Below are 26,074 nucleotides of genomic sequence, written 5' to 3' on the forward strand. Positions count from 1 at the left end.
GAACCAGTCGTGTCGATCTCTGAACAGGACGCCGTAGGTCTCACCCCCGCCCGGCGCACCGCCGTCCCCTCGCGGGAGGGCCGGGACGAGAGCCGGGAAGCACCCGGCGCGCTGTGCCACGCGCTGAGCGCACGGCTCACCGCTCCCGTGCGCGCGGGCGCACGGGAGGAGCTGGCCGGCCGGTTCGCGGAACGGGCCGCCGGGGCGGCGGAGGCCCTCCAGGGAGCCGCGACGCTGTGGCAGCAGGCCGTGCCGTGCCGCTCCGACGCGCCCGAGGCGGTGCGGTGGCGTACGCGCGAACTCACCCGGCCGCTGGCCGCCCACGGGGGCCCGGCGGTGCGCGGGGTGCTGCTGACCTACACCGACGGCGAGGCCGAACTGGTCGTGGTCGCCCGTCGTGCCGCGCTCTGTGCCCCGGCTCTGCGCCGGTTCGCCGCCGAGGTGACCGGTCGCGCACCCGGCGCCCCGGACGAGGCTTCCGGCGCCCCGGACGAGGCACCCGCAGCCGGGGGCGCGGCACCCGAGGCCCCGTCCCCCGCCGCACAGGCGGCCGCCCTCGCCGGCTGCGTGGCCGGCGACCCGGCGGACTGGGGCCTGGGCAGGCCGGACGGCCCCGACACCCTGGAGACCCGTACGCTGCCGCTGCCCCCCGGCGACCCCGTCGGCGACACGGAGAGCTGGACGGCCGCCCTCGGCGTCGTCCTCGCGCGCTACGAGGGAGCCACCCGGCACCTCGTCCCGGCGCTGCTCCCCGACACCGCCGACCCGGGGGCCGGCGAGGGCATCGCGCTGATACCCGTCGACGCGGACCCGGCGCACTCGCTCGGCGACGTGGACAGGAACATCCGCGCGGCCCTCACCGCCGGGCCCGCCTGGCACACCGAGGAGCTCCGGCACGCCCTCGCCTCCGCCACCGGTGACACGGACGCGGTCCCCGCCGTGGGCGTCGTCCACGCCGTCCTCGACCCGGCGGACCTCCCCGGGGCGGAGCCGTACACCTACCTGCCGTTCCTGCGCCCGCCGTTCCCGGTGACCCTCTCCGTGGTCCGCGACCGGGGCGGAGAGGCGGTACTGCGCTGCGACTACGCGCTGCGGCTGCTGCACGCCGGCACAGCGGACCGGCTGCTCGGACACGTGTCACGGGTCCACAGGGCGCTCGCCGAGTCGCCCGGCACCGCGGTCGCCGACGTGGCGCTGCTGGACGACGCCGAGGCGGCCGGTACGGCCGAACTGGGCCGGCACGCCGGCCTTCCGCGGTTCGACCCGGAGCGGATCGACGCGGCCGTCGCCGCCATCGCGGCCTCCCGCCCGGACGCCGTCGCCGTGTCCTTCGAGTCCACCCGGCTCACCTACCGTGAGCTCGACGGCCGCGCCGACCGGCTCGCCCACGCGCTGCGCGGGCTGGGGGTCGCCGACGGCGACCGGGTCGGGGTCTGCCTGGAACGGTCCGCCGACCTCGTCGTCACCCTGCTCGCCGTGCTCAAGGCCGGTGCCACCTACGTCCCCATGGACCCGGCCTACCCGCAGGAGCGGCTCTCCTACACGACCGCCGACGCGGGACTCGCGGTCGTCGTCACGGACCGCGCCGACTTCCCCGGCGGCGACACCGCCCGCGTCGTCGGTACGGCGGCCCTCGCCGAGCTGGCCCCCGGGACGTGCGACGGCCCGCCGGCGTCGGCGACCGGCCCGCACGACCCCGCGTACGTCATCTACACCTCCGGGTCGACCGGCCGCCCCAAGGGGGTCGTCGTCCCGCACGTGAACGTGCTCAGCCTGATGGCCGCCACCCTGGAGGAGTTCGCGCTCGGCGCCGAGGACGTGTGGACCCTGTTCCACTCAAGCGCCTTCGACTTCTCGGTCTGGGAGATCTGGGGCTGCCTGCTCACCGGCGGCCGGCTGGCCGTCGTGCCCTACTGGGTGTCGCGCTCGCCGGAGGAGTTCCACCGGCTGCTGGTCGAGGAACGGGTGTCCGTGCTCAGCCAGACACCGTCCGCCTTCGCCCAGCTGATGGAGGTCGAACGGGACGGCGCCGAACCCGTCCCCGTACGCCTGGTGGTCTTCGGCGGCGAGGGGCTCGAACCGCGCATGCTCCTGCCCTGGTTCGACCGGCACCCGGAGTCCGGTTGCCGGGTGGTCAACATGTACGGCATCACGGAGACGACCGTGCACGTGACCGCGCAGACCGTCACCAGGGCCGAGGCGCTCACCGGGTCGAAGTCCGTCGGACACGCGCTGCCGGGCTGGTGGGTGAGGATCGCCGACCCGGAGGGCAGGCCGCTGCCCGTCGGGGTGGCCGGTGAGATCTACGTCGGCGGGGCGGGAGTCGCCGCGCGGTACCTCAACAAGCCGGACCTCGACGCGCAGCGCTTCCTCACCGACCCGCGCACCGGGGAGCGGATGTACCGCAGCGGGGACAAGGGCAGGCTGCTGCCCGACGGCCGGCTGGAGCACCTCGGCCGGCTGGACAACCAGGTCAAGCTGCGCGGCTTCCGCATCGAGCTCGACGAGATCCGGGCCGTGCTGCTGGACGACCCGCAGGTCACCGCCGCCGCCGTCGTCCTCAACCGAACCGACCCGGACGACCCGGCGACGGCCCAGCTCGACGCGTACGTGGTCCTGGAGGGCGACGCCACCGCCGGGGTGCGGCAGCGGGCCGCCAAGTACCTCCCCGAGTACATGGTCCCCTCGACCGTCACCCCGCTGGAGCGGATGCCGCTCACCCCGAACGGCAAGCTCGACGCACGCGGCCTCCCCCGGCCCGCCCCTGTGACGGTCTCCCCGCCGGTGGCCGCGGGCCCGGCGGCGGGCGGTACGGGCCCGGCGGCGCCGCAGGACGCCTTCACCTCGGATCTCCTGGAGGTGTGGCAGGACGTGCTCGGCGTTCCTGTCGGCCCCGACGACAACTTCTTCGACCTCGGCGGCAATTCGCTGCTCGCCATGCGCGTCGGCGCGGCACTGCGCCGGCGTGGCGGCACCGCGGTCGCCATGCGCGACCTGTACCTCTCCCCGACGATCCGTCAGCTGGCGGCCGGCCGTGCCGGGTGAACGGCGTACCCGCGCTCACGGAGCGCCTTGTTCCGAAGGATGGAAGACCCGATGGCTGAAACGCTTGTGACCGACCTCTTCCAGCAGCGGGCGGCGCGCACCCCGCACGCCCCCGCCGTCCGCTCCGGCGGCCAGGAGCTGACGTACGCGGAGCTCAACATCCGTGCGAACCGGCTGGCGCACCACCTGATCGCCTGCGGGGCCGGCCCCGAGGACCTGATCGGCGTGCGGTTGCCCAGGTCGGCCGACCTGGTGGTGGCGCTGCTCGGCGTCCTCAAGTCCGGCGCGGCCTACGTGCCGATCGACAGCGACTCCCCGGCGGAACGGACCGCGTTCATCATCGAGGACACCGCGCTCGGCCTGGTGCTGGGGGAGCGCGCCGTGCCGTGCGGCGCCGGCGGAGGCCCGGAGACCCTGACGGTCGCCGGGGCGGTCGCCGCCGCGGAGGCGGCCGGCCTCCCGGACCACGACCCCACGAACGCCTGCCGCGCCAGGCCGTTGAGCCCGGACAACCTGGCCTACGTCATCTACACCTCCGGCTCGACCGGCCGCCCGAAGGGCGTCACCGTGCAGCACGACACCCTGGCGCGCTACCTCGACTTCGCGTGCGCGGAGTACCCGGGGCTGGCGGACGGGGCGCTTCTGCACTCCCCGGTGGCCTTCGACCTCACCGTCACCGCGCTCTACGGGCCGCTGCTCCTGGGCGGCTGCGTCCAGGTGGCCGCCCTGGACCGCGAACCGGCGCCGGGCCCGGCCGGGGAGCGGCCCGGCTTCGTCAAGGCCACCCCCTCGCACCTGCCGCTGCTGGCGGCGCTGCCGGGCTCGCTCTCGCCCACCCGTGAACTGGTCGTGGGCGGTGAGATGCTGCGCGGAGACGTCGTCGACCGGTGGCGCGAGGCTCACCCCGGCGCCGCCGTGGTCAACGAGTACGGTCCCACCGAGGCGACCGTCGGGTGCTGCGTGTTCCGGATCGAGCCGGGGGACGCGGTGGCCCCGGGCGCCGTCCCCATCGGCCTGCCGACGCCGGGTACCGAGCTGTACGTGCTGGACGAGCGGCTCGCTGCGGTCGGTCCGGGGACGGCCGGCGAGCTGTACATCGCGGGCGGCCAGGTCGCCCGGGGCTACCTCGCCCGGCCCGGCCTCACCGCCGGACGGTTCGTGGCGGACCCCTTCGGCGGCGGCCGGATGTACCGCACCGGCGACATCGCCCGGATGCGCCCCGACGGGGTGCTGGAGTACCTGGGCCGGACCGACGACCAGGTGAAGATCAGCGGCTACCGGATCGAGCTCGGCGAGGTCAGCTCGGTGCTCGGATCGCGGCCCGGTGTGCGGCTCGCCGCCGCGGTGGCCCGCGAGGACCGGTCGGGCGACCGGTATCTGGCCGGTTACGCCGTCCCCGCCGACGGGGCCTTCCTCGACCCGGGCGCCCTGCGCGCGGCCGTCGCCGAGATGCTCCCCGCCTACATGGTGCCCGCGCGGATCATGGTGGTCGACGGCCTCCCGCTGACCTCGAACGGCAAGCTCGACCAGGCCGCCCTGCCCGAACCGCCGGCCGTGGAGGAGGCGCCGGGCGCCGCACCGGAGGGCGCCGCCGAGAAACGGCTGTGCGAGTTGTTCGCCGACGTTCTCGACGTACCGGCGGTCTACTCCGACGACGACTTCTTCGCCCGCGGCGGCAACAGCCTGAGGGCCGTCCGCCTCGCCGGGCGGGCCCGCAAGGAGGGGTGGACCTTCGGGCTGCGGGACGTACTGGACCTGCGCACCCCCCGGGCCCTCGCGGGCCGGGTCGGCGCGGCCCCCGGCCCGGCCGGGGACGCGGGACCCGTCCGGGACGGAGCGGCGCTGTGAAGGCCGGCCGCGTGGTCGTCGTCGGCGCGTCCGTCGGTGGCAGCCGGGTCGCGAGCGGTTTGCGGGAGGCCGGCCACACCGGTCCGGTCGTGCTCGTCGACCCGGACCCGGACGCGCCCTACGACCGGCCCCCGCTGTCGAAGCAGATCCTCACCGGCGAGTGGACGCCCGACCGGGCGTCGCTCGGCGACCCGGGGCAGTGGCAGGCGGAGCGGCACGTCGCCGCCGCCACCTCCCTGGACCCGGCGAACCGGGTGCTGAGGCTGGACGACGGAGCCGAACTCCATTACGACAGGCTGGTCCTGGCGTGCGGAGCGGTCCCCAGGACGCTGCCCGGGATGCCGCGCCACGGGGTGTACCCGCTGCGGACCCTGGCGGACTCGCTGGAGCTGCGGGCCCGCTTCGACGGCATGAGCGGCTCCGGGCACCTGGTGGTCGTCGGCGGCGGCTTCGTCGGCGCCGAGGTGGCCTCCGCCGCCCGCTCGCGCGGGATCGACGTCACGATGGTCGAGGCCCTGCCCGCTCCGCTGTCCGGGCTGCTCGGCGAGGAGGTCGCCGCCGAACTGGCGCGGCTGCACACCGACAACGGCGTACGGCTGCTGTGCGGCACCTCGGTCGCCGCGCTGACCGGCGGGGCCGAGGTCACCGGGGTGGAGCTCACCGACGGGACCGTACTGGACGCGGACGCGGTCGTCATGGGGGTCGGCGTGCGCCCCGCCACGGACTGGCTGGCCGGTTCCGGCATCCCGCTGGACGAGGGGGGCGGGGTACTGAGCGACGAGTTCTGCGCCGTCGACGCGGGGCGGACGGTGTACGCGGTCGGGGACGCGGCCCGGTGCCGCGATCCCCTGCTCGGCCGGCACGTGCGGGTCGAGCACTGGACCAACGCGGTGGAGCAGGCGGCCGTCGTCGTCCGCAACCTCCTCGAACCCGTCCCCGTGGCCTTCCGCCACGAGTTCTACGCCTGGTCCGACCAGTACGGCGGCAAGATCGCCCTGCTCGGGCGCCCGGAGCCCGGCGCGGAGGTGACGGTGGTACGCGCCGACGGGCCGCGCCGGCGGTTCGCCGTGGCCTACCACCGCGGCCCGCGGCTGTGTGCCGCGCTGACGGTGAACTGGCCCAAGGCCCTACTCGCGGCCCGCCGTTCGGCGGGCACACCGGACGGCGCCCACGACACCGTCGCCGCTTGGAAGTCTTTGTAGTCGCAGCTTGCTGTAAAGGCCCTGTCGTCCCCGGTGCCCCTCCGGCACGATCGGACCACGTCGAACCGACGTCGAACCGACACGGCCGACGGCTTTCCGCGCAGGAACGCGTACGCCTTCCCCAGGCTTGCGCGCATCCCCTCCGGAACGCCCGGACGGACCGCCGAGAACGGGCCGTCCGGCCGTCGGACGAGGTCGGTGGCCTCTGCGGGCGATCACCGGCCGGCTGTCGGCACGGTTGTTCTCCCCGCTGTCCCTGTGGTGTTCCCCATCCTTCGAAGGGCTTTCCGGTGCTCCGAAACAGCGATGTCGAGCCGCTCGTGCTCCGACGGCGAGGTGTGACCGCGCAGGCGGACCACCGAGCGCTGCTGTTGCACGGCCTGGGCAGCGGCGAGAACTGCTGGGACCCCCTCGTCGCGCACCGGCCCCCGGGACTCGACCTGTGGACCGCCGGGCTGCCGTGGCGGGCCGGCGGCCCGTACGCGGTGACCGAGCAGGACGAGACGGCATGGGTCCGTGCGGCGATCGAGCGGATCCCCGGCGGTCCCGGTGTGGTGATCGCGCACTCCTACGCCACGATCCTGCTGCTCACCCTGCTGTCCGACACGGTCGCCGCCGGGGAGGACCCGCGGGAGCGGTTCGGTATCCGCGGCGTGGTGCTCGTCTCGCCGTTCTTCCGGCAGGATCCGGCGGAGTTCACCTGGGCCCAGCTGCCGAAGACGCTCGACGCCATGCGCCGCAGCGCCGACGAGTACATCCGGCTGACGGCCCGCGAACGCCTGAAGCCGGACGTGCGGGCCGACATGGCCGAGCTCTCCTGCGCGCGGCTCGGCCCCTACTGGGCGGTTCGCTACCTCGACGCCTACCTGCGCACGCCCTTCCTGGCCGCCGACCGGATCGACCTGCCCGTGCACATCGTCATCGGCACCGGTGACACGGTCGCACCGCCGGCCGAGGGCGAGGCACTCGCCCGTGCTCTCGGCCACGCCTCGGTCGACCGGATCGAGGACTGCGGCCACTCGCCGATGACCGAGCGGCCGGAGCGGTTCGCACGCGCTGTCCAGCAATTCCTCACCACCCTGCCGGCCGGGCACCCCCCGGCGGCGGTCAACTGAGTACGGGAGCACACGATGACCACCCTGTCCGACGTCGCGCTCAAGAAGCTGCTGAACGAACCGAGTTCGGTCACCATGCGGCCGCCCTACGAGGGCGGCAACATCAACACCGCGATCGGTTTCAAGTGCGTCAACTACCTGCTCGAGGCCGCCGTCCTCGACCACTTCCGGGCCGTCGGCCTCGGCGCCCAGGAGCTGTTCCTCGTCCACGGCGTCAACTTCGACGTGGCCGGCCTCGACACCCGGCTGCACACGGTGCTCATGCTCGACGACGACGTCCTGCTGGAAGTGACGCCGAAGACGAAGGACACCGACACCGCGATGGTCTTCGCGGTCACCGCGACCGTCGAGCGCGACGGCGCGCCGAAGAAGGCCGTCAGCTCCAAGCTGCGTGTCCTGCTGCGCCGCGACACCAACGTCGACGACCCGCAGCCACTGCCCGCGGAGCTGCGCCGCTTCGTCGTCGACCGGCTCGCCACCGAGAAGCCCATCGCGCTCGCCGCGACCCCGTCCGACGACTTCGCCGGGGCCCTGCACCGCGGCGAGAACAGCGACACCGACCCGGTGCTCGCCGAGATCATCGGCGACGACAACGCGGTCGGCTGGAAGTGGCGGGTCCCGTACTACTACTGCCACTTCACCGAGCGCATGCAGATGTCGGGCTACCTGCGGCAGATGGAGGAGGCGAAGCACGTCTTCGTCGCCTCGCGGGGCATCAGCATCAAGCGGATGCTCGACGAGCGCGGCTGGATCCCCGTCGTGACCCAGTGCAAGATCCACTTCACGGACGAGACGGTCATGGAGGAGGACCTCTACACCGTCTACACCGTGGAGTCCGTCTTCAAGGACATGCTCTACACCTCCCGTGTGGACTTCTACGTCGTCCGCGACGGCGAGCTCGTCCGGACCGCCACCGGCTCGATCACCCACGGCTACTGCCACAAGGAGTCGCCGGACGCCGAGTGGCAGATGACCGTCTTCGATGACGAGGTCCTGCGCGCCCTGCGCGGCGAGTGACCGAGACGCCCCCCAGTCCCGGACATCCACGCCCCGGACGACCGAGCCCCGGAGGAACCCCATGGTTTCCAAACGCCCACCGCGTTGGTACTTCTCCCTGCGCAGCCCGTACTCCTGGTTCGCCTACCGCGATCTCATGGCCACCCACCCGCAGGTCCTCGACGCCATCGAGTGGCTGCCGTTCTGGGAGCCGGACGAGGAGACCACGAGGCTGCTGGCCGAGGAGGGGGTCACCCTTCCGATCGTCGCCATGAGCCGGGCGAAGAACTTCTACATCCTGCAGGACACCCGCCGGCTCGCCACTGAGCGCGGACTGGCCGAGATCACCTGGCCCATCGACCGCGAGCCGTGCTGGGAGGTCGCCCACCTCGCCTGGATAGCGGCCGAGGACGAGGGCCGGGGCAAGGACTTCGTCGCGGCGGCGTACCGCGCCCGCTGGCAGGAGGGCAAGAACATCTCCGAGCCCGAGGTGATCGCGGCCATCGCCCGGGAGCTGGGCCTGGACGCCGTACGGCTGTCCACCGCGGCCCAGGACGCGGACCTGCGCAAGCGGGGCGCGGCCCTGCTCGCCGAGTCGGCGCACGACGGCCTGTTCGGGGTGCCGTTCTTCATCACCGGCCGGGACAAGTTCTGGGGCGTCGACCGCGTCGCGCCCTTCGTCCAGGCCCTGCGCGGCGCCGGGCTGCCCGTCGCCGCGAAGACCGACGTCCCGGACCCGGCGACCCACGCCGACCTGCTGGCGGCCGGCGGCGACGCGGGCCACGCCGGCGGCTGCGGCTGATACCGGCCGGTGGCCGCGGCACGGAACGCGGCCACCGGCCTCAGGCGAAGTACCGAAGAAGCATCCGCGGAACGCGACGAGGAGACGACTGTGGACAGCAACCCCGACGACACCGCCACCGGCGGCGCCGCACGGCGCCCGGCCGGCGGCGGCAGCTGGGACGCCGTCGTGGTCGGTGCCGGCCTGGGCGGCCTGACCACCGCCGCCTACCTTGCGGCCGCCGGCCGGCGCGTCCTCGTGCTGGAGCAGTTCTCGGTGGTGGGCGGGAACAGCCACGTCTTCCGCAGGAAGCGCAGGTACGAGTTCGACGTCGGGGTCCACTACCTCGGCGACTGCGCGCCCGGCGGAGTCATCCCCTCCATCCTGGGCGGACTCGGCCTCGGCGACCGCACGGAGTTCCTGGAGATGGACCGCGGCGGCTTCGACCTCATCAGGGTGCCCGGCGCCTCCGTGGACATGCCGGCCGGCTGGTCCGAGTACCGGAAGCGGCTCGTCGCCGCGATGCCGGACGAGGCGGAGGGCCTGCGTACCTTCACCGGCATCTGCGAGGCCGTCGGCGAGGAGCAGCGCTCGGCACTCTTCGAGTCGCACACCTGGTCACCCTCGGACATCGCCGACGGCACCGTCGCCGTCCGGGAGTGGGGCAGGCGCACGCTGGACGACCTGTTCCAGCACTGCGGCCTCTCACCGAAGGCGCGTACGGTGCTCGCGGCGCAGGCCCCCAACTACGGCCTGACCCCGCGTCAGGCGACGGTGGCCCGGCACACCAGCGTCACCGACCACTACCTCCGCGGCGCCTACTACCCGGCCGGCGGTGGCCAGACGCTGGCCGCGGGCCTGGTCGAGGTCATCGAGGCGCACGGGGGAGAGGTCCGTACCCGCGCCCGGGTACGGCGCATCCTGGTGGAGGACCGCAAGGTCACGGGCGTCGGCCTGGACGGCGGCGAGACGGTCACCACCGGCCTGGTGGTGTCCAACGCGGACTACCGGCGCACGGTGCTCGACCTGGTCGGCGCCGAGCACTTCTCGAAGTCCCTCGCGAACCGCACCAGGAACGCGAGCATGGGCATGCCGTGGCTGGTGCTCTACCTCGGCCTCGACACCGACCTGCGCGACCGGCCGAACGCCAACCTGTGGTGGTACGACACCGACGACATCGACGGCTACTTCGACCGGGCGCGCGCCGGTGACGTAGACGAAGTGCCCTTCCTCTTCTGCTCGTTCGCCTCCCTGAAGGACCCGGGCAACGGCGCTCTGTGCCCCCCGGGCCACGCCAACCTCCAGGTCATGACCCTCTGCCCGCCCGACTACGAGTGGTGGGGCGCCGCCGACGGGATCGAGGGCGACAGCACCTCCTACCGGCGCCGCGCGCAGTACCTGCGCCGCAAGCGGGAACTCACCGAGGCCACCCTCCGCGCCGCGGAGAAGGCCATCGGCCCGCTGCGGGGCCACATCACGCACCTGGAGGCGGCGACCCCGCTGACCCACGAGCGGTACACCCTGTCCTCCGGCGGCACCCCCTTCGGCATGGCCGATTGGGGCGGTACGGCCCGGCCGGGTACGGCGACCCACATCGCCGGCCTGCACGTGGTCGGCGCCAGTACCCAGGCGGGCAACGGTGTCGCGGGCGTCATGCTCGGCGGCATCTCGTGCGCCTCCGACATTCTCGGCCGTCCGCTGCTCGCGCTCGGCCGTCAGGGAGTGGTGTCCGGCGACCCGGACCTGCTTCCCGACCGGCCGGACGGCTGGGACCCGAGGGAGGTCTGCCGGGGCGCTTCCCGGCGGGCCCGCCCGGGCCCCGGCACAGCGGCCCGGGAACCGGCCGGCACGCCCGGCTGAGATCGGGCGGTCCGCGGGCGACCGCCCGCGGACCGCCGAGCGGTAACCGATGAACACCCCTGCATCACGTCAAGCATTCACCACCTCTGAAGAACTGAGAGTGATTCCCATGAGCGCGACCATCGTCGAGCAGCAGGCCCGCATCAAGGAGATCGTCTGCGACATCCTCGAGCTCGAGGAGGACGAGGTGACCAACGAGGGTCTCTTCAAGGAGGAGTACGGCGCGGACTCGCTGCGCGCCATCGAGATCCTCGCGGGCCTCGAGAAGGAGTTCAAGATCACGATCGACCAGGCCGAGCTGGAGCGGATGGTCAACCTCGACGGTGTCTACGCCGTGGTCCAGGAGTCGATCGACGCCAAGTAGAGCGGTCCCGTCACCCCTGGCGGACCGGCGCACGCGCCGGACGCGACGCACCGCACGGTGCGGCGACGCCCGCACGTCCGGGTGTTCCGGCCGTGCTCCGCGGAGCCGCGACCGCCGTCGGGCCCCGCCAGGGCCGTACGGGACCGGTGGGCGGGCCGCCCGGCCGCGGGCGGGCGCGGGAGCGGGCACACCGCCGGCTCCCCCGCCGCCCCGGCACACCACCCGGCCCGACCGTCCGGTGTTTCCCCCCGCCCCCTTTCCGTGGCGACCCGTGGTGACCCCACGGGGTCCCCGCGGTGAACCAGGCCGTACCGAGGGAGATTGATGTCTGAGAGCCTTTCTGACGCGATGCGCGACGACGCGGCGTCCCGGGTCGTGCTGACCGGGTTCGGCGTGTTCTCCAGCATCGGTGTCGGAGCCGATGAGTTCGCCGAGGGACTGCGCGCGGGCCGCAGCGGCGCCAAGCCGATCACCCTGTTCGACACCGAGGGTTTCGCCCACGCCAACGGGTGCGAGATCACGGGGGCCGAGCCGGAGCGCTGGATCCACAACCTGCCCGTGGAAACCCTGGGCCGGGCGACGAAGTTCTCGGTCGCCGCGGCCCGGATGGCCGTGGAGGCCGCCGGGGCCGACCTCGAATCGCTGCGCGCCCAGCGCGGCATGATCTCGATCGGCACCACCGACGGGGAGTCCTACGACCTCGACCAGCTGGTCGGGACCGAGGTCGCCTCCGGGCCCGCAGCCATGGACCCGACCGTGGCCCGCCGGGTCTCACCGAACCGGCTGTCCATCGCCGCCGCCCAGGAGCTGGGGCTGTCGAACGTCGACGCGGTGACCATCGCCACCGCCTGCTCGGCCGGCAACTACGCCATCGGCCAGGGCTTCGACGCGATCCGCTCGGGCGCGGTCGACTACGCGCTCTGTGGCGGCGCGGACGCCATGTGCCGTAAGACGTTCACCGGTTTCTACCGGCTCGGCACCATCGCCCCCGACGTCTGCCGCCCCTTCGACTCCGAGCGCAAGGGCATCCTGACCGGCGAGGGCGCGGGCGTGCTGATGCTGGAGAGCCTCGCCTCCGCACAGGCGCGCGGCGCCCGCATCTACGCCGAGGTGCTCGGTTACGGGATGAACTGCGACGCCTACCACCAGGTGGCCCCCAACCAGGCGAGCGTCGCCCGGTGCATGCAGATCGCCCTGGAGAACGCCGGTGTGAAGGAGGAGGAGGTCGACCTGATCTCCGCCCACGGCACCGGCACCAAGGCCAACGACGTCACCGAGTCCCGCGCGATCCACGACGTGTTCGGCGACACCCCGCCGCGCACCGTGTCGCTGAAGTCGATGCTCGGCCACACCATGGGCGCCGCCAGCGCGCTCGCCGCGATCGCCTGCGCCCTGTCCGCGTACCACGGCTTCATCCCGCCGACCATCAACCACCGCGAGACCGACCCCGAGTGCGAGATCGACTGCGTGCCCAACGAGTCCGTCGAGGCGGACCTGCGCATCGTGCAGAACAACGGGCTCGCCTTCGGCGGCAACAACGCGATCGTGATCCTCGGCAAGTACCAGGACGGTGAGCGGTGAGGCTGCCCATCACCGGAGTCGGCGCGGTCGCGAGCATCGGCCGGGACCCGGACGAGATCTTCGAGAACCTCTGCGCCGGGCGCGGCGGTCTCGGACCGATGCGCGGGTTCGACCACGACCTGTACACCGGCACCCAGCTCTTCGAGATCGACGACCGGCCCGAGCCCGGTAAGGACCGCACGCTGCGGGCCACCGGGTTCCTGCTGGACGCCGTCGGCCAGGCGGCACGGGCGGCCGGCCTCGGCGAGGACCTCTCGGACTGCCCGGTGCTCGTGGGCACCGGACTGCGCGAACTGCGCTCCGCCGAGCTGTGGTGGCGCGACGGGGTGTCCTTCGGCCCCGAGCGGCTGCACTTCGGCACCGCCCTGCGGGAACGGTTCGGCGCCGCCGACACACACACCTTCTCCAACGCGTGCTCCGCCTCCCTGTACACACTGGCGCTCGGCGCGGACATGCTGGAGCTCGGCGAGGCCGACACCGTGATCGTCGCGGGGGTCGACTCGATCACCGAGAGCATGTTCGGCCTGGCCGACCGCGTCCAGCCGCAGCCGCCCCCCGCGCTGCGGACCCTGGACGTCGACCGCAAGGGCACGATCCTCGGCGACGGGGCGGCCGCCGTCGTGCTGCGCCGCGAGGACCTCCCGCAGGACGGGAGCCCGGTGTGGGGCAGGCTCCGTGGCGTGGGGATGACCTGCGACGCCAAGCACCCCACCGCCCCCGACCAGAAGTACGTCGCCGAGGCGATCCGGCAGGCGCACCGGCACGCGGGCACCAAGCCCGCCGACATCGACCTGCTGATGCTCCACGGCACCGGCACGCCCCTCAACGACCTGGTCGAGGCGTCCGCGTACGCCGAGGTCTTCGGCCCGGACGCGGGTGCCCCGGTGGTGACCGGCATCAAGCCGATGACCGGGCACACCAGCGGGTCGGCGGGACTGCTGAGCCTGGTCACCGCCCTGCGGGTGATGGCGACGGGCAAGGTACCGCCGCTGATCGGGCTGGATCAGCCCATCGAGGAGGCAGCCGGCCTCCGGCTGGTCCGCGACCGGGAGGCCGAACACAAGGTCTCGCTCGCGCAGGTCCATGGATTCGGATTCGGCGGGATCAACGCCGTGGCGATTGTCGAGGCACCATGAGCATCTTCGTCACAGGCGTCGGGGTCGCCCTGCCCGGAGCCGACTCCGCGTCCGCCCTGGCGGCGGCCCGGCATCCCCTGGGCGCCGTGGACCCGGCGGCGGTCCTGGGGAAGAAGGGGCTGCGCTACAAGGACCGGGCCACCCAGCTCGGACTCGTTGCCGGACAGCGGGTGCTGACCGACGCGGGGATGCTGAGCGACGGCGCGCTGACCGTCGACGGCACCCGGGTGGCGGTCCTCGTGAGCTCCAACCTGGGCAACGTGGACACGGCCTGCCGCGTGGCCAGGACCATCGCGGACGAGGGCACGCGCGGGCTGAGCCCGATGGACACCCCGAACGCCTCCAGCAACATCATCGCCTCCGAGATCGCGATCAGGTTCGGGCTGCACGGTCCCAACCTGATGGTGTGCAACGGGCCGGGCTCCGGCCTCGACGCTCTGCGCTGGGGCACCGCCCTGCTGCGCTCCGGCCGCGCCGACCAGGCGGTCGTGATCGGCGTGGAGCCCGACAACGAGATCGTGCGCGAACTCGTCGGCGGCCCCGTCGCGGACGGTGGTGCGGCACTCGTGCTGGAACGCGCCGACGCCGCGGAGGCCCGCGGGGCCACCGTCCACGCGGTGATGGGCGGTCACACCCGGGGGGCGGACGTGGCCGCCGGCTTCCAGCGGCTCGCCGCCGGCGAACCCGCGGGGTTCACCGCCTGGTTCGCCTCGGGCACCGCGGCCGGGAGGCTGCCCGCCGACCTGCCCGGCCACGACCTCGCCGCGGTCTGGGGCGAGCTGTCCGGGGCCCTGGGCATCGTGCAGGCCGCGGCGGCGATCGGAGGCTTCGGAGCCGGCGCGGACGGCCCGGTGTGCCTGGTCGCGGGCGGCGACGAGGACGACGGCAGCGCCGCCCAGGTGCTGCGGCCACCCTCCCCGGCGCCGGCCGGGACCGGCGCGGTCTGAACGAGATATCGGCCCCAAGGACTCTGAGCAGGACGGAATGACCATGACCTTTTCGGCGAACGCGTCCGCCACCCTCAACCGGCCGGTGATCACCGCGTGGTCCGCGGTGTCGCCGTACGGCATCGGCAAGGACGACTTCGTGGCCGGCGTACTGGCCGGCAGGAACACCACGTCCGCCCTGGACTCCGACGAGTGGGCGACACCGGACGACCGGGCGTGCCTGGTCCCCGGCTTCGACCTCCGCGAGGTCCTCGGAAAGAAGGGCACCCGGTCGATGGACCGGGTGACCGGGCTGGCCGTCACCGCGGTCCGCGACCTGCTGCGGGACTGCGGGGGCAGGCGCAGGGGCGGCGACGAACAGACCGCCCTGGTGCTCGGCACGACCACCGGCAGCGCCCAGAGCATGATGGACTTCACCCGCGCCTCGCTGGTCGGCGACCGCCCCTTCTACGTCGACCCGTCACTGATGCCGAACGCCGTGATGAACTGCGCCGCCGGCCAGTGCGCCATCCGGCACAACCTGAAGGGGCCGAACACCACGATCGCCGGCGGCCGGGTCGCCGGACTCTCCGCGCTGAGCTACGCGGCCGGGCTGCTGCGCGCCGGGCGCGCCGAGACCGTACTGTGCGGCGCCGCCGAGGAGTTCTCGAACGCGCGGGCGTGGCTGGACCACCACCGGCGGAGCGAGGACGCGGCGGGCGCGCTGCTCGGCGAGGGATGCGCGATGTTCATGCTCGAAGCCGGGCCGGACGTCCGGCAGGACGGCGGCGCGCTCGCCGAGGTACTGGCCGTGGAGTCACGGGTGTACGTCGGGACGGGGCCGCGCCCCGTGCTCGACGCCTGCCTCGCCGGAGTGCTGGCGCGTGCGGGTGTGGACGCCGAGGACGTGTGGGCGGTGTCGGGCTCCGGTCTCGCCGGATACGCCGGGGACCAGGAGCGGGAGGCGCTCACCGCACGGTTCGGCGCCCAGGCGCTGGACCGGGCACCGTCCCTGGACGGCGTCGGGGACACCTCGGGCGCCTCCGCGGCCTTCCAGATCGGCTCCCTGCTGAGCACCGCCGGCCGGGCGGAGGCACCGGCGGGCGCTGTCGCCGTCGTCTCCTCGGTCGACGACGACGGCATCGTCGCCTGCGCCGTACTCCGCCTCCTCGCGGGCTGACCGGACAACCTGCGCACAACCGGAAGGAAGAGCATGTCAATCGACGCGGTGGCCCAGCTCGATCGAGAGGAGCTGCGGACGTTGCTGGCCGAGACCATCGACGCCGAAGTCTCCCAGGTCGGGGACGACACGGACTTCGTGGAGGAGCTCGGGGTCGACTCGCTGATGGCCCTGGAGGTCGTCGTCGTGCTCGAGCGGACGTACGGCATCAAGTTCGACGAGCAGGAGATGCGCACGGTGACGACGCTGAGCAGCGCCCACGACGAGGTGCTGCGCAAGCTGGGGGAGCGTCCGTGACGACCGCGGTCCTGGCCCGCCCCGAGGCGGTGCGGGTCCCGGGGCCCGACACGGACACCGGGAAGTGGTCCGCCCGGTACTCCGTGGCGGTCGGCGCCGGCGAACCCGTCTTCGCCGGGCACTACCCGGACTTCGCGATCTTCCCCGGCGTGTGCGTGCTGGAGTGTGTACGCGCCGCCGCGGAGGCCTCCGTACCGCCCGCGGCCGACGGGGTCCGGTTCGCCGCGGTCGAGTCCTGCCGTTTCCTGGCCGCGGTCCACCCGGGCGACGTCCTGGACATCGAGCTGGTCTGGGAGCCGCGCGGCGCCGACTGGCGCTGCACGGCGAAGGTGGCGACGGGCCGCGGGCCGGCCGCCTCGGTCCGCTGCCGTTACCGGTGCGGGGATGCGGCGTGAGCGGCCCCGCGCGGATACGCGCCGCGCTTCCCCACCGCTACCCGATGCTGCTGGTCGACCGCGTCCTCGCGGCCGGCCCCGACGAGCTCCGGTCGGTCAAGGCCGTCACGCTCAACGAACCGTGGTACGCGCACCTCGGCGACGAGCCCGTGGAGGCGGACTTCGCCTACCCGGACTTCCTGCTGCTGGAGTCCTGGACCCAGACCGCCGGCCTGCTGGCCACGCGGCCGGACGAAGTCCCCGTCGAAGGCCGGACCATGCTGTTCGGCTCCATGCGGGATGTGGAGTTCCACCGGCAGGTGTTCCCCGGCGACGTGGTCGAGCACCACGTCCGGCTGCAGCGAGCGGTGAACGACACGCTGGTCTTCGAAGGCGGCAGCCGGACCGGCGACGGACCGGTGCTGACCGTCGGCTCCGTCACGGTGGCCTTCCGCCCGCGCGAACAACTCGACCCCGAACCCGTCGGCACAGCGCCCCGCTGACCGGCAGCCAGCGAAGAGAGAAGTCATGACAGACGACAACGGAGCGCGCGTCGCCCTGGTGAGCGGGGGATCGCGCGGCATCGGCCGGGCGGTCGTGCTGCGGCTCGCGGCCGAGGGCCACGACGTCAGTTTCTGCTACCGGTCCGACGAACAGGCCGCCCTGGCACTGGAGAAGGAGGTGGGCGAGCTAGGCGTGCGCGCCATGGCGGTGCGCGTCGACGTGACCGACGCCGCGTCCGTCAAGGAATGGGTGGCCAGGACGGAGTCCGGGCTCGGCCCGGTCGAGGTGGTGGTCTGCTCCGCGGGCATCACCCGCGACAACCCGCTGCTGCTCATGTCCGACGAGGACTGGCACAGCGTCCTGGACACCAACCTCGACGGTGTCTACAACGTCTGCCGGGCGGTCATCTTCGAGATGATGAAGCGGAAGTCCGGCACGATCATCAACGTCTCCTCGGTCGCCGGGGTCTACGGCAACGCGACGCAGTCCAACTACTCCGCGTCCAAGGCCGGCATCATCGGCTTCTCCAAGGCGCTCGCCAAGGAGGTCGGCCGGTACGGCATCCGGGCCAACGCCGTGGCACCGGGCTTCATCGAGACCGACATGACCGCCGAACTGACCGACAAGGTGCGGAAGGACGCGGCCAAGCAGATCCCGCTCCGCCGCTTCGGCCGGGCCGAGGAGGTCGCCGACCTCGTCGCCTTCCTGGCGAGCGACCGCGCCGGATACATCACCGGATCGGTCCTCCAGGTCGACGGCGGCATCACCGTATGAGTGCCGGCCGGGTGTGACATGACGGCGACCGGACACCCTCCCGGCCGTACAGGAGCGGCACCGGCCCCCGGCCCGGAGGACGCGGTGCCGCACGAGGCCGGCCGTGCCGGGCCGGACGGCGCGGCCGCGTACCTACGGCTGCGGCAGCTGGCGGACCTGCACGGCGCCGCCTACCGGCTGATCGCGCACGCACCGGAGGGCCGCACCGAGGCCGCCAGCGCGCTGCGCGGGCACGCACTGGCGCAGAGCGCCAAGTCCCTGGTCGTGGCGGCGCGTCCGACCAAGCGGACCCGCCGGTACGTGCTGGCCGTCGTGCCGGGCGACCGGCGTGTCGACCTCGGCCGGGTCGCGGAACTCACCGGCGGCCGCAAGGCCGGCTTCGCGGCCCGCGACACCGCGGAGCGGCTGGCCGGCTCGGTCAGCGGCTCCATCATCCCCTTCTCCTTCCACCCCGAACTCGAGCTGATCGTCGACGAGGATCTGCTCCGCCACGACGTGCTGTATTTCAACGCCGCCCGGCTCGACCTGTCGATGGCGCTGCCCACCGACGACTACGTGCGCATGGCCCGCCCGCGCACGGCCCGGATCAGCGAGGCCCCGGCCGGCTGACCCGCCGGAGCACCGGGCACATCCGGGTTTCCGCAACCTGCAGCGCCCCGGTTCCGGCCGCTTCACGGTTTTACGATCGCCACCCGGCGGCGGTGGCTTATCCGAGCACACATCCGAACCGGGGCCAGCCATCGGGCCACCGGAAACAGCAACGGAGGCCGAGCACGTGGCCAAACCCATGATTCAGGCAGTCGACGTAGTGAAGTCGTTCGGTGACGTGAAGGCACTGGACGGAGTCAACGTCTCGGTTCCAGAAGGTTCGATCCACGGTCTGCTCGGCCACAACGGCGCCGGCAAGACGACCTTGGTGCACATCCTGTCGACACTGCTGCCGCCGACCAGCGGCTCCGCACACGTCTGCGGCTTCGACGTGGCCACCCAGGCCGAGGAGGTCCGCCGCTGCATCGGGCTGACCGGGCAGTTCGCCTCGGTCGACGAGCAGCTCAACGGGCGGGAGAACCTCGTGCTGGTCGCGCGCCTGCTGGGCGCCGGCCGGCGCCAGGCGGTGACCCGCGCGAACGAGCTCCTGGAACTCTTCGAGCTGACCGGCGCGGCGACGCGTCCCGTGCTCCAGTACTCCGGAGGCATGCGCAGGCGCCTGGACATCGCGGCCAGCCTTGTCGGCGGGCCCCGGGTCATCTTCCTCGACGAACCGACGACCGGGCTCGACCCGAACGCCCGGATCGGCGTGTGGGAGACCATCGAGCGGCTCGCCAAGGACGGCACCGCCGTGCTCCTCACCACGCAGTACCTCGAGGAGGCCGACCGCCTCTGCGAGCAGATCACGGTGCTCTCCGCCGGGAGCGTGGTCGCGGGCGGCAACCCCGCCGAGCTGAAGGCCGAGGTCGGTCAGCGCCTGGTGACGGTCACGCTGGCGTCGGAGTCCGACGTGCAGGTCGCGGTGCGCGCCCTGGAAGCGGCCGGCATCCGGGCGACACCGCAGGGGTCGGGGACGGCGCTGAGCGCCCCCGTGGCGGCCGCCGCGGACCTCGCCGTCGTCGTACGCATCCTGAGTGACGCGGACACCGAGATCGCCGAACTCGCGTTCTCCGAACCGACCCTAGACGACGTCTACCTGAAGCTGACCCACGAGCCCACCAGAAAGCCGGTGCCCGCGTGACCGTCCCGATCCCCCTCACCGAAGAAGGAGCGTCCCGATGACGGTCATCGACGCCGAGACCGCACCCCGCCCGACCACCCGGACCGGTGTGAGCGTGTCCGAGGAGTGGGGCGGCAGCAGCCTGCTCACCCAGACCCTCGCGCTCACGGGCCGGTCCGTGCGCCCCTACCTGCAGCCCGGCGTGCTCATCGTGACGTTCATCGAGCCGCTGGTCATGCTGCTGATGTTCGGCGGCGTGCTGCGCGCGCTCGGCGACACCGTCGCCCCCCAGGGGAGCGACCTGTCGTACATCGCCGGACTGGCCCCCGCCATCATGATCATCACCTCGGTCGCGGCCGGGGCGCAGGCCGGGAACGGTCTCATCAACGACCTGCGCAACGATGTGATCACCCGCTTCCACACGATGCCGATCTCCCGGTTCAGCGTGCTGCTCGCCCGGAGCCTCGCGGACGCCGCGCGGTCCCTCTACCAGCTGATCGCCGTGGCCGTCCTGGCCGCGCTGATCTTCGGCTTCAACCCGCCCGGCGGGGTATTCGGCGTCATCGGCTCGATCCTCCTGAGCCTGTTCGTCGGCTGGGCCATGAGCTGGATCTTCATCGCGCTGGCCGCGGTGCTGCGCAACGGCGACGTCCTGCGCATGATCACCACGCTCTGCACCTTCCCGCTGCTCTTCGCCTCCAACGCGTTCGTCGCCCCCGAGTCGATGCCGTCATGGCTGCGGGTCGTCGCCGAGGCGAACCCCATCTCGTATGCCAACGACGCGATGCGCGGCATGGTCGCGGGGCAGACCTCGCCGGCGGAGCTGCTCACCACGGTGGGTGTCTCCTGTGTCCTGGTGGCCGTCTGCGCACCGATCGCGAACCGTTCCTTCCGGGTGCTGTGACCCGCGGTCGCGTAAGCCCGTGAACCCTGCCGGACCGCCGGCGGCCGGGAGGCGCACCCCGCGCCTCCCGGCCGTTGCGCGTGCTCAGTTCCGTCCCCGGGCGATGGAGAAGACCACCCGCAGCACCAGGATGAAGCTGACCACCAGCAGGTTGTAGCCGATCAGCTGGCTCAGCGAGACGGACCCGATGACCGTCGGCTTGCCGTCGATGCTCAGCAGCACGGCGCCGACCAGGGCGATGACCCCCCCGAGGAACGTCAGCAGCACGTCGTGGACGAGGCCGCGCACGAAGCGCCGGTCCCGCTCGTCCGCCAGCAGCCGTATGCGGACCCCGAGCCGGCCACCCTCCACCGCGCTGCTGATCCTGTCCACCCGCCGCGGCAGCCGGCGCAGCACCGAGGTGAGCGAGAGCGCCTCCTCGATCAGCGAGTCCTTGACCCGCTCGTAGCTCAGCTGCTCGCGGACCCGCGCGGCGGCGAACGTACGGGCCTGCGCGACGATGTCGAAGTCCGCCACGAGCCGTTCGACGGTGCCCTCCACGGTGGCCAGGGCCCGGAAGGTGGCGGCCACCTCCGGCGGGACGGTCAGACCGTGCTGGGCGACGAGCAGGAACAGCTCGGAGAACATGTCGCGGTGCGGGGCGCTCCCGGGGCTCAGGTACCGCGCCATGAACCGCCCCAGCGCCCGTTCCAGCTGCCTCTCGTCGAGCTGCTCCGGACGGTCGACGACCTCCAGGAGCGCGTCGCTGAGTGCCGCGGGATCGTTGCGGTGCAGGGCGAGCAGCAGGTCCTGCAGCGCGGAGCGCATCCTCCGGTCGAGCCGGCCCACCGAGCCGAAGTCGAGCAGCCCGAGCTCGCCACTGCTCAGCAGCAGGACGTTCCCGGGGTGCGGGTCGGCGTGGAACACCCCGCCGAGGATGATCTGTTCGAGGATGCAGTCGAGCAGCTGCTCGGCGAGCTTCGCGCCGTCCAGCCCGCGTTCGGCGATCGTCTCCCTGGCGGAACTGAGGGGTACGCCGTCCAGCCGCTCCAGGGTCAGCACCCGCCTGCTGCTGTGGGCCTCGTACACGCGTGGTGTGCGGATGGCGCAGACGGATCCCGAGGCCGCGGCCGCGGCGGTGATCGCGGCCATGTTGCGGGCCTCGGTCCGGAAGTCCAGCTCCTCGTGGAGCGAGACGGCGAAACCGTTCAACAGCTCACCGAGGCCCATGCTCCTCGCCCAGCTCGTGTGCTCCTCCAGCTTGCGGCTGAGCCGGAACAGGATGTCGAGGTCGCGCTCCACGACCTGCCCGGCGCCGGGACGCTGGATCTTCACCGCGACCTCCTGGCCGTCCAGCAACCGGGCCCGGTGCACCTGGGCCATCGATCCGGCCGCCAGGGGCTCCGGGTCGAACTCGGCGAACACGGCCTCGGGTTCGCGGCCCAGCTCCTCGGCGAGCAGCTCCCGTACCCCGTCCCAGGCCTCCGCAGCGGCCTGGTGGTGGAGCCGGGAGAACTCCTCGACGTACTCGGCGGGGAGCAGGTCGTAGCGGGTGGAGAGCATCTGGCCGAGCTTGACGAACGTCGCTCCCGCCTCTTCCAGCGCCCGCCGCAGCTGCTGCGCGGAGTGCCGGCGTCCGGCGGCCGTCCCCTTCGGCGAGCCGGCCCGGGACAGGCCGCGCAGCGAGGGGGAGAGGCCGTTCCGCATGGCTATGGCGCTGAGTTCCGCGTAACGGCGCGTGCGTACCACGCGGCGGCGCAGCACCCCGGGCAGCCGCACGAGGTCGGACAGCGTGCTGCTGGGCAGCATGACCTCCGAGGCCGCCAGGAAGATCATCGTGACCAGGATGCCGCAGCCCACCTGCACGGAGGTCATGGCCGGCCGGTGGCTGCTCGGCCCCATGGCCGAGATGATCTGCATCGTCGCCAGCACACCGACGGTGCCGGCGAGGGCGGCACGTATCTTGCCGATCCTGATGCCGAGCAGGCGCCGGGCGCCCATGGAGAGGCCGGCCAGGGTGAACACGAAGAGGACGGGTATCAAGATCAGGAACGCTGTGTGCTGCATGGGCGGAGCCTTTCCCGGACCGGAGTCCATGTGCGGTGCAGATGGAGGCCGTTCAGCCGTCGGGGCCGGGCCTGCCGGCTGGTGGGCTGTGCCGCTCTCCCGGCGCCGGCGGCCATTGTCCGTGGCTGCCGGGGAACCGCTTCACCCAGGTCCGGTACAGGAAACTGCAGATGTGGACGAGGTGGCACCTCCTGGCAAGAACGTGCAGATGCCGCCGGGTGGGAACCGGACGGGTGCCGGCTCGTTTCCGCCGTCCCGCGTCGGCCTTCCTGGCTGCCTGACCGGTCCAGGCGGGCGGGACACGGAGGGGCTCGCACCCCGCCCGTACTCCGTCGGCCACCGGAACGGGCGCCAGCAAGGGTTTTTCTCCCCTTGTCCGGAATCAGGCTCTTCGCACAGGGCGCGACGGCGAAAACGCCGCATGGTGCATGACCGGTTGTGCCGTCTACCCGGGCGTGAGTGAAGGGAACCCGCGTGACCGTGGCACCAAGCTGTCGAAATCGGCTCTCGAACACACGGACTGTGCTGGAGGCGCCCTAAGTTGACCACGTCAAGGGGGCGCGGTTCTGCCCGGAGGAAGCAACTGCCGAGAGGTTGACGTGGCTGATACGGGGATCGGTTTGGATGTGCGGTCGGAGCTGGTCTACCGCACGCTGCTCCAGCGTGCGACGTGGGGGACCCGGGAACTGGCGCTCACGCTCGCGTGGCCGGCGGACCAGGTGGCGAGGGTGCTCGACGCGCTGCGGGCCGACGGACTCGCGAGTGCCTCCGGGGAGGACGGGGCGGCGTACCGCGCCGTCGAGCCGTGCATAGCCCTGCCGACGCTGCTGGCCTCGCGGATGCGTGAGGGCCGCTCGCCGCAGCCCTGTCCGGTACGGATCGGCCGGTTCATCGCCCTGCATGAGCAGGCGGAACGTTTCGGCGATTTCGGCGAGGGCGGCGAGAACCGTCACGACGCGTCCGTCATGATCGAGCGGCTGGTCGCCAAGGTCGAGCGCGAGGTCGTGTTCCTCGTCCCCCGGTACAGCCAGGGCGGTTTCGAGTTCTCCCGCCCTGTCGTGGACATGGCGCTGAGGCGGGGCGCGAAGCTCCGGGCGGTGTGGGCCTCTTCGGTGATCAAGGCGCCGGGCGCCATGGCCCACGCCCAGTGGCTGACGCAGGAGGGTGCCGCGCTGCGCTCGGTGGGTACCCTGCCGCCGCGTGCGGTGATCATGGACAACGCGGTCGCGGTGGTCATCGACGAGAACGGAGCGATCCGCGTCGTACGGTCCGCGGTGGAACTGGAGCGGCTGAGCGCCCTCGCCGAGCGGTTCTGGGACCGCGGGGCGACCGTACGGCAGACGGGGCGGCAGCCCGTCGCTCCGACCCGCCGCCCCCGCTCGGAGATCGTCCTGCGCCTCCTGTCCGAGGGCCTCACGGACGACGCGATCGCCCGCCGGCTGGGGTGCAGCGTCCGCACCGTACGCAACGACGTGGCCTCCGCCATGGAGGCACTTGACGCGCGTAGCCGCTTCCAGGCCGGGGCCCGCGCCATGCAGGTGGGCCTGATCTGACCGCCCGGCCGCAGGGTCGTGGAGGTTCCGCCGCGGCCGGTTCGGCGGCACCCGCCCCTCACCGGCCCGCGCCCTTCCGGCCAGGCGGCCGAGGGTGTCCCCGGTACCCGGGCTCTCGTCCCCGCACCGCCGGGCGGCCTCACCGGCAGCCGCACGTACCGGCGTCCTCTCACCGGCGGTACCCGGTTCCACCCCGCTCCTCTCGAGGGCGAGCACCGTCCGCACCGCTCCGCGTCCGACCGCGGAGCCACCTCCGCACGGCCCGGGCCGCCGCCCGCCCTTCCCCGGTGGGGCGGGTGACCGGCCGATCGAGGCCGAGGCCGGACCACGGTCGAGGACCCGACACCCTGCCGAGCCCAGCGCCCCACGCCATACACAGTGGCCATGGAGCGCCGCCGCACCGCCGCCTACGCTCGCCGCATGACCCCTCATGCCCCGTACGTCGACTCCGCCGCCGGTGCGGCCGTGAAGGCCGCCGACCGCGCGCACGTGTTCCACTCCTGGTCCGCCCAGGGCCTGATCGACCCGCTCGCCGTGGCCGGCGCCGAGGGGGCCCACTTCTGGGACTACGACGGCAACCGCTACCTCGACTTCACCAGCGGCCTCGTCTTCACCAACATCGGCTACCAGCACCCCGCCGTCGTGGCCGCCGTCCAGGAGCAGGCGGGCAGGCTCATCACCTTCGCTCCCGCGTTCGCCGTCGAGGCGCGCTCCGAGGCCGCACGCCTCATCGCCGAGCGCACCCCCGGGGACCTGGACAAGATCTTCTTCACCAACGGCGGCGCCGAGGCCGTCGAGAACGCCGTCCGCATGGCCCGGCTGCACACCGGCCGCACCAAGGTGCTGTCCGCCTACCGCTCGTACCACGGCGCCACCTCCACCGCGATCAACCTCACCGGTGACCCGCGCCGCTGGGCCTCCGACAACGGCTCGGCGGGCGTCGTCCGATTCTGGACGCCGTTCCTCTACCGTTCCCCGTTCCACGCGCGGACCGAGGCCGAGGAGTGCGCCCGCGCGCTCCAGCACCTCGAGGACACCCTCGCCTTCGAGGGCCCGTCGACCGTCGCCGCCGTCGTGCTGGAGACCATCCCCGGCACGGCCGGCATCATGACCCCGCCGCCCGGCTACCTCGCGGGCGTGCGCGAGATCTGCGACCGGTACGGGATCGTCTTTGTCCTCGACGAGGTGATGGCCGGATTCGGACGCACCGGGAAGTGGTTCGCCGCCGACCACCACGGCGTCGTGCCGGACCTGATGACCTTCGCGAAGGGCGTCAACTCCGGTTACGTACCTCTCGGAGGGGTCGCCATCAGCGCCGAGATCGCGGCGACCTTCGAGTCCCGTCCCTACCCCGGCGGTCTCACCTACTCCGGCCACCCGCTGGCCTGCGCCGCCGCCGTCGCCACGATCAGGGTGATGGAGGACGAGAAGATCGTCGAGAGCGCCGCACAGCTCGGCGAGCACGTTCTCGGCCCCGGCCTGCGGGAGCTCGCCGAGCGTCACCCGTCCGTCGGTGAGGTCCGCGGCGTCGGCGCGTTCTGGGCGCTGGAACTGGTCCGCGACAGGGAGACCCGCGAACCGCTGGTCCCCTACAACGCGACCGGCGAGGCCAACGCCCCCATGGCGGCCTTCGGCGCCGCCTGCAGGAAGAACGGCCTGTGGCCCTTCGTCAACATGAACCGCACCCACGTGGTCCCCGCCTGCAACATCTCCGAGGCGGAGGCCAAGGAGGGCCTGGCAGCCCTTGACGTGGCCCTTTCGGTCGCCGACGAACACACCGTGTAAGGCCTGCGCGGCCGCTCCGTCCGGGACGCGCTCCGCACGACGCCCCCACCGTGCCCGGAACCGGGCATACCTCCTGGCTTAAGGTGACCCAAGCC

The 26,074-nt window shown here is 72.8% G+C and carries 22 protein-coding genes; 21 read left to right on the top strand and 1 reads right to left on the bottom strand.

Features of this window, described 5'->3' with window-relative positions; translation table 11 throughout:
* Window positions 1-9: 9 nt before the first annotated feature.
* From QFZ58_RS19900 to QFZ58_RS19990, 19 genes are all read left to right on the top strand, one after another.
* Window positions 10-3,045: an amino acid adenylation domain-containing protein gene (locus QFZ58_RS19900; RefSeq protein WP_307126251.1), complete on the top strand. Its 3,036-nt coding sequence runs from the start codon at window positions 10-12 to the stop codon at window positions 3,043-3,045.
* Between the two features lie 51 nt (window positions 3,046-3,096).
* Complete coding sequence (locus QFZ58_RS19905; RefSeq protein WP_307126252.1) at window positions 3,097-4,893, top strand: non-ribosomal peptide synthetase; 1,797 nt, start codon at window positions 3,097-3,099, stop codon at window positions 4,891-4,893.
* A complete protein-coding gene (locus QFZ58_RS19910; RefSeq protein ID WP_307126253.1) occupies window positions 4,890-6,095 on the top strand; it encodes an NAD(P)/FAD-dependent oxidoreductase in 1,206 nt (401 codons plus the stop codon). Before QFZ58_RS19905 ends, QFZ58_RS19910 begins: the two co-directional genes overlap by 4 nt.
* A gap of 290 nt (window positions 6,096-6,385) precedes the next feature.
* Complete coding sequence (locus tag QFZ58_RS19915) at window positions 6,386-7,210, top strand: alpha/beta fold hydrolase (RefSeq protein WP_307126254.1); 825 nt, start codon at window positions 6,386-6,388, stop codon at window positions 7,208-7,210.
* Window positions 7,211-7,225: 15 nt separating this feature from the next.
* On the top strand, window positions 7,226-8,227 hold the full coding sequence (locus QFZ58_RS19920; RefSeq protein WP_307126255.1) for a hypothetical protein: 1,002 nt from the start codon (window positions 7,226-7,228) through the stop codon (window positions 8,225-8,227).
* A 61-nt stretch (window positions 8,228-8,288) separates the two neighbouring features.
* The gene (locus QFZ58_RS19925) at window positions 8,289-9,008 is read left to right on the top strand and encodes a 2-hydroxychromene-2-carboxylate isomerase (protein WP_307126256.1); all 720 of its coding nucleotides are present in this window, start codon (window positions 8,289-8,291) and stop codon (window positions 9,006-9,008) included.
* 90 nt (window positions 9,009-9,098) lie between these two features.
* Window positions 9,099-10,847 (top strand): NAD(P)/FAD-dependent oxidoreductase, encoded by a 1,749-nt coding sequence (locus QFZ58_RS19930; protein WP_307126257.1) that lies wholly within the window; start codon window positions 9,099-9,101, stop codon window positions 10,845-10,847.
* A 109-nt stretch (window positions 10,848-10,956) separates the two neighbouring features.
* On the top strand, window positions 10,957-11,211 hold the full coding sequence (locus tag QFZ58_RS19935) for an acyl carrier protein (RefSeq protein ID WP_307126258.1): 255 nt from the start codon (window positions 10,957-10,959) through the stop codon (window positions 11,209-11,211).
* 324 nt (window positions 11,212-11,535) lie between these two features.
* Window positions 11,536-12,792, top strand: a complete 1,257-nt coding sequence (locus QFZ58_RS19940; protein WP_307126259.1) for a beta-ketoacyl synthase — start codon at window positions 11,536-11,538, stop codon at window positions 12,790-12,792.
* The gene (locus QFZ58_RS19945) at window positions 12,789-13,928 is read left to right on the top strand and encodes a beta-ketoacyl synthase N-terminal-like domain-containing protein (RefSeq protein WP_307126260.1); all 1,140 of its coding nucleotides are present in this window, start codon (window positions 12,789-12,791) and stop codon (window positions 13,926-13,928) included. The genes QFZ58_RS19940 and QFZ58_RS19945 overlap by 4 nt, the downstream gene beginning before the upstream one ends.
* Window positions 13,925-14,875 (top strand): beta-ketoacyl synthase N-terminal-like domain-containing protein, encoded by a 951-nt coding sequence (locus QFZ58_RS19950; protein ID WP_307126261.1) that lies wholly within the window; start codon window positions 13,925-13,927, stop codon window positions 14,873-14,875. The genes QFZ58_RS19945 and QFZ58_RS19950 overlap by 4 nt, the downstream gene beginning before the upstream one ends.
* A 43-nt stretch (window positions 14,876-14,918) precedes the next feature.
* Window positions 14,919-16,034: a beta-ketoacyl synthase N-terminal-like domain-containing protein gene (locus QFZ58_RS19955; RefSeq protein WP_307126262.1), complete on the top strand. Its 1,116-nt coding sequence runs from the start codon at window positions 14,919-14,921 to the stop codon at window positions 16,032-16,034.
* Window positions 16,035-16,067: 33 nt separating this feature from the next.
* Window positions 16,068-16,331 carry an acyl carrier protein gene (locus QFZ58_RS19960; protein WP_307126263.1) on the top strand — a complete coding sequence of 88 codons (264 nt, stop codon included), beginning with the start codon at window positions 16,068-16,070 and terminating at the stop codon, window positions 16,329-16,331.
* The gene (locus tag QFZ58_RS19965; protein ID WP_307126264.1) at window positions 16,328-16,726 is read left to right on the top strand and encodes a hypothetical protein; all 399 of its coding nucleotides are present in this window, start codon (window positions 16,328-16,330) and stop codon (window positions 16,724-16,726) included. The genes QFZ58_RS19960 and QFZ58_RS19965 overlap by 4 nt, the downstream gene beginning before the upstream one ends.
* Window positions 16,723-17,208 (top strand): 3-hydroxyacyl-ACP dehydratase FabZ family protein, encoded by a 486-nt coding sequence (locus QFZ58_RS19970; protein WP_307126265.1) that lies wholly within the window; start codon window positions 16,723-16,725, stop codon window positions 17,206-17,208. The genes QFZ58_RS19965 and QFZ58_RS19970 overlap by 4 nt, the downstream gene beginning before the upstream one ends.
* Before the next feature lie 25 nt (window positions 17,209-17,233).
* Window positions 17,234-17,983: a 3-oxoacyl-[acyl-carrier-protein] reductase gene (gene fabG / locus QFZ58_RS19975; RefSeq protein ID WP_307126266.1), complete on the top strand. Its 750-nt coding sequence runs from the start codon at window positions 17,234-17,236 to the stop codon at window positions 17,981-17,983.
* 18 nt (window positions 17,984-18,001) lie between these two features.
* Window positions 18,002-18,592, top strand: a complete 591-nt coding sequence (locus tag QFZ58_RS19980) for a YbaK/EbsC family protein (protein ID WP_307126267.1) — start codon at window positions 18,002-18,004, stop codon at window positions 18,590-18,592.
* A gap of 178 nt (window positions 18,593-18,770) precedes the next feature.
* The gene (locus QFZ58_RS19985; RefSeq protein ID WP_307128928.1) at window positions 18,771-19,712 is read left to right on the top strand and encodes an ATP-binding cassette domain-containing protein; all 942 of its coding nucleotides are present in this window, start codon (window positions 18,771-18,773) and stop codon (window positions 19,710-19,712) included.
* A gap of 37 nt (window positions 19,713-19,749) precedes the next feature.
* Window positions 19,750-20,595 carry an ABC transporter permease gene (locus QFZ58_RS19990; RefSeq protein ID WP_307126268.1) on the top strand — a complete coding sequence of 282 codons (846 nt, stop codon included), beginning with the start codon at window positions 19,750-19,752 and terminating at the stop codon, window positions 20,593-20,595.
* 84 nt (window positions 20,596-20,679) lie between these two features.
* Here QFZ58_RS19990 and QFZ58_RS19995 read toward each other — a convergent pair whose 3' ends face one another.
* Window positions 20,680-22,641, bottom strand: coding sequence for an AarF/ABC1/UbiB kinase family protein (locus tag QFZ58_RS19995; protein ID WP_307126269.1), 1,962 nt, complete (start codon window positions 22,639-22,641; stop codon window positions 20,680-20,682).
* A gap of 599 nt (window positions 22,642-23,240) precedes the next feature.
* Between QFZ58_RS19995 and QFZ58_RS20000 the strand changes: the two genes are divergently transcribed.
* Both QFZ58_RS20000 and QFZ58_RS20005 read left to right on the top strand, forming a co-directional pair.
* A complete protein-coding gene (locus QFZ58_RS20000) occupies window positions 23,241-24,194 on the top strand; it encodes a LuxR C-terminal-related transcriptional regulator (RefSeq protein WP_307126270.1) in 954 nt (317 codons plus the stop codon).
* Window positions 24,195-24,614: 420 nt separating this feature from the next.
* Window positions 24,615-25,979: an aspartate aminotransferase family protein gene (locus tag QFZ58_RS20005; RefSeq protein ID WP_307126271.1), complete on the top strand. Its 1,365-nt coding sequence runs from the start codon at window positions 24,615-24,617 to the stop codon at window positions 25,977-25,979.
* The last annotated feature ends 95 nt before the right edge of the window (window positions 25,980-26,074 follow it).

The organism is Streptomyces sp. B1I3 (assembly GCF_030816615.1).
Classification (GTDB): Bacteria; Actinomycetota; Actinomycetes; order Streptomycetales; family Streptomycetaceae; genus Streptomyces.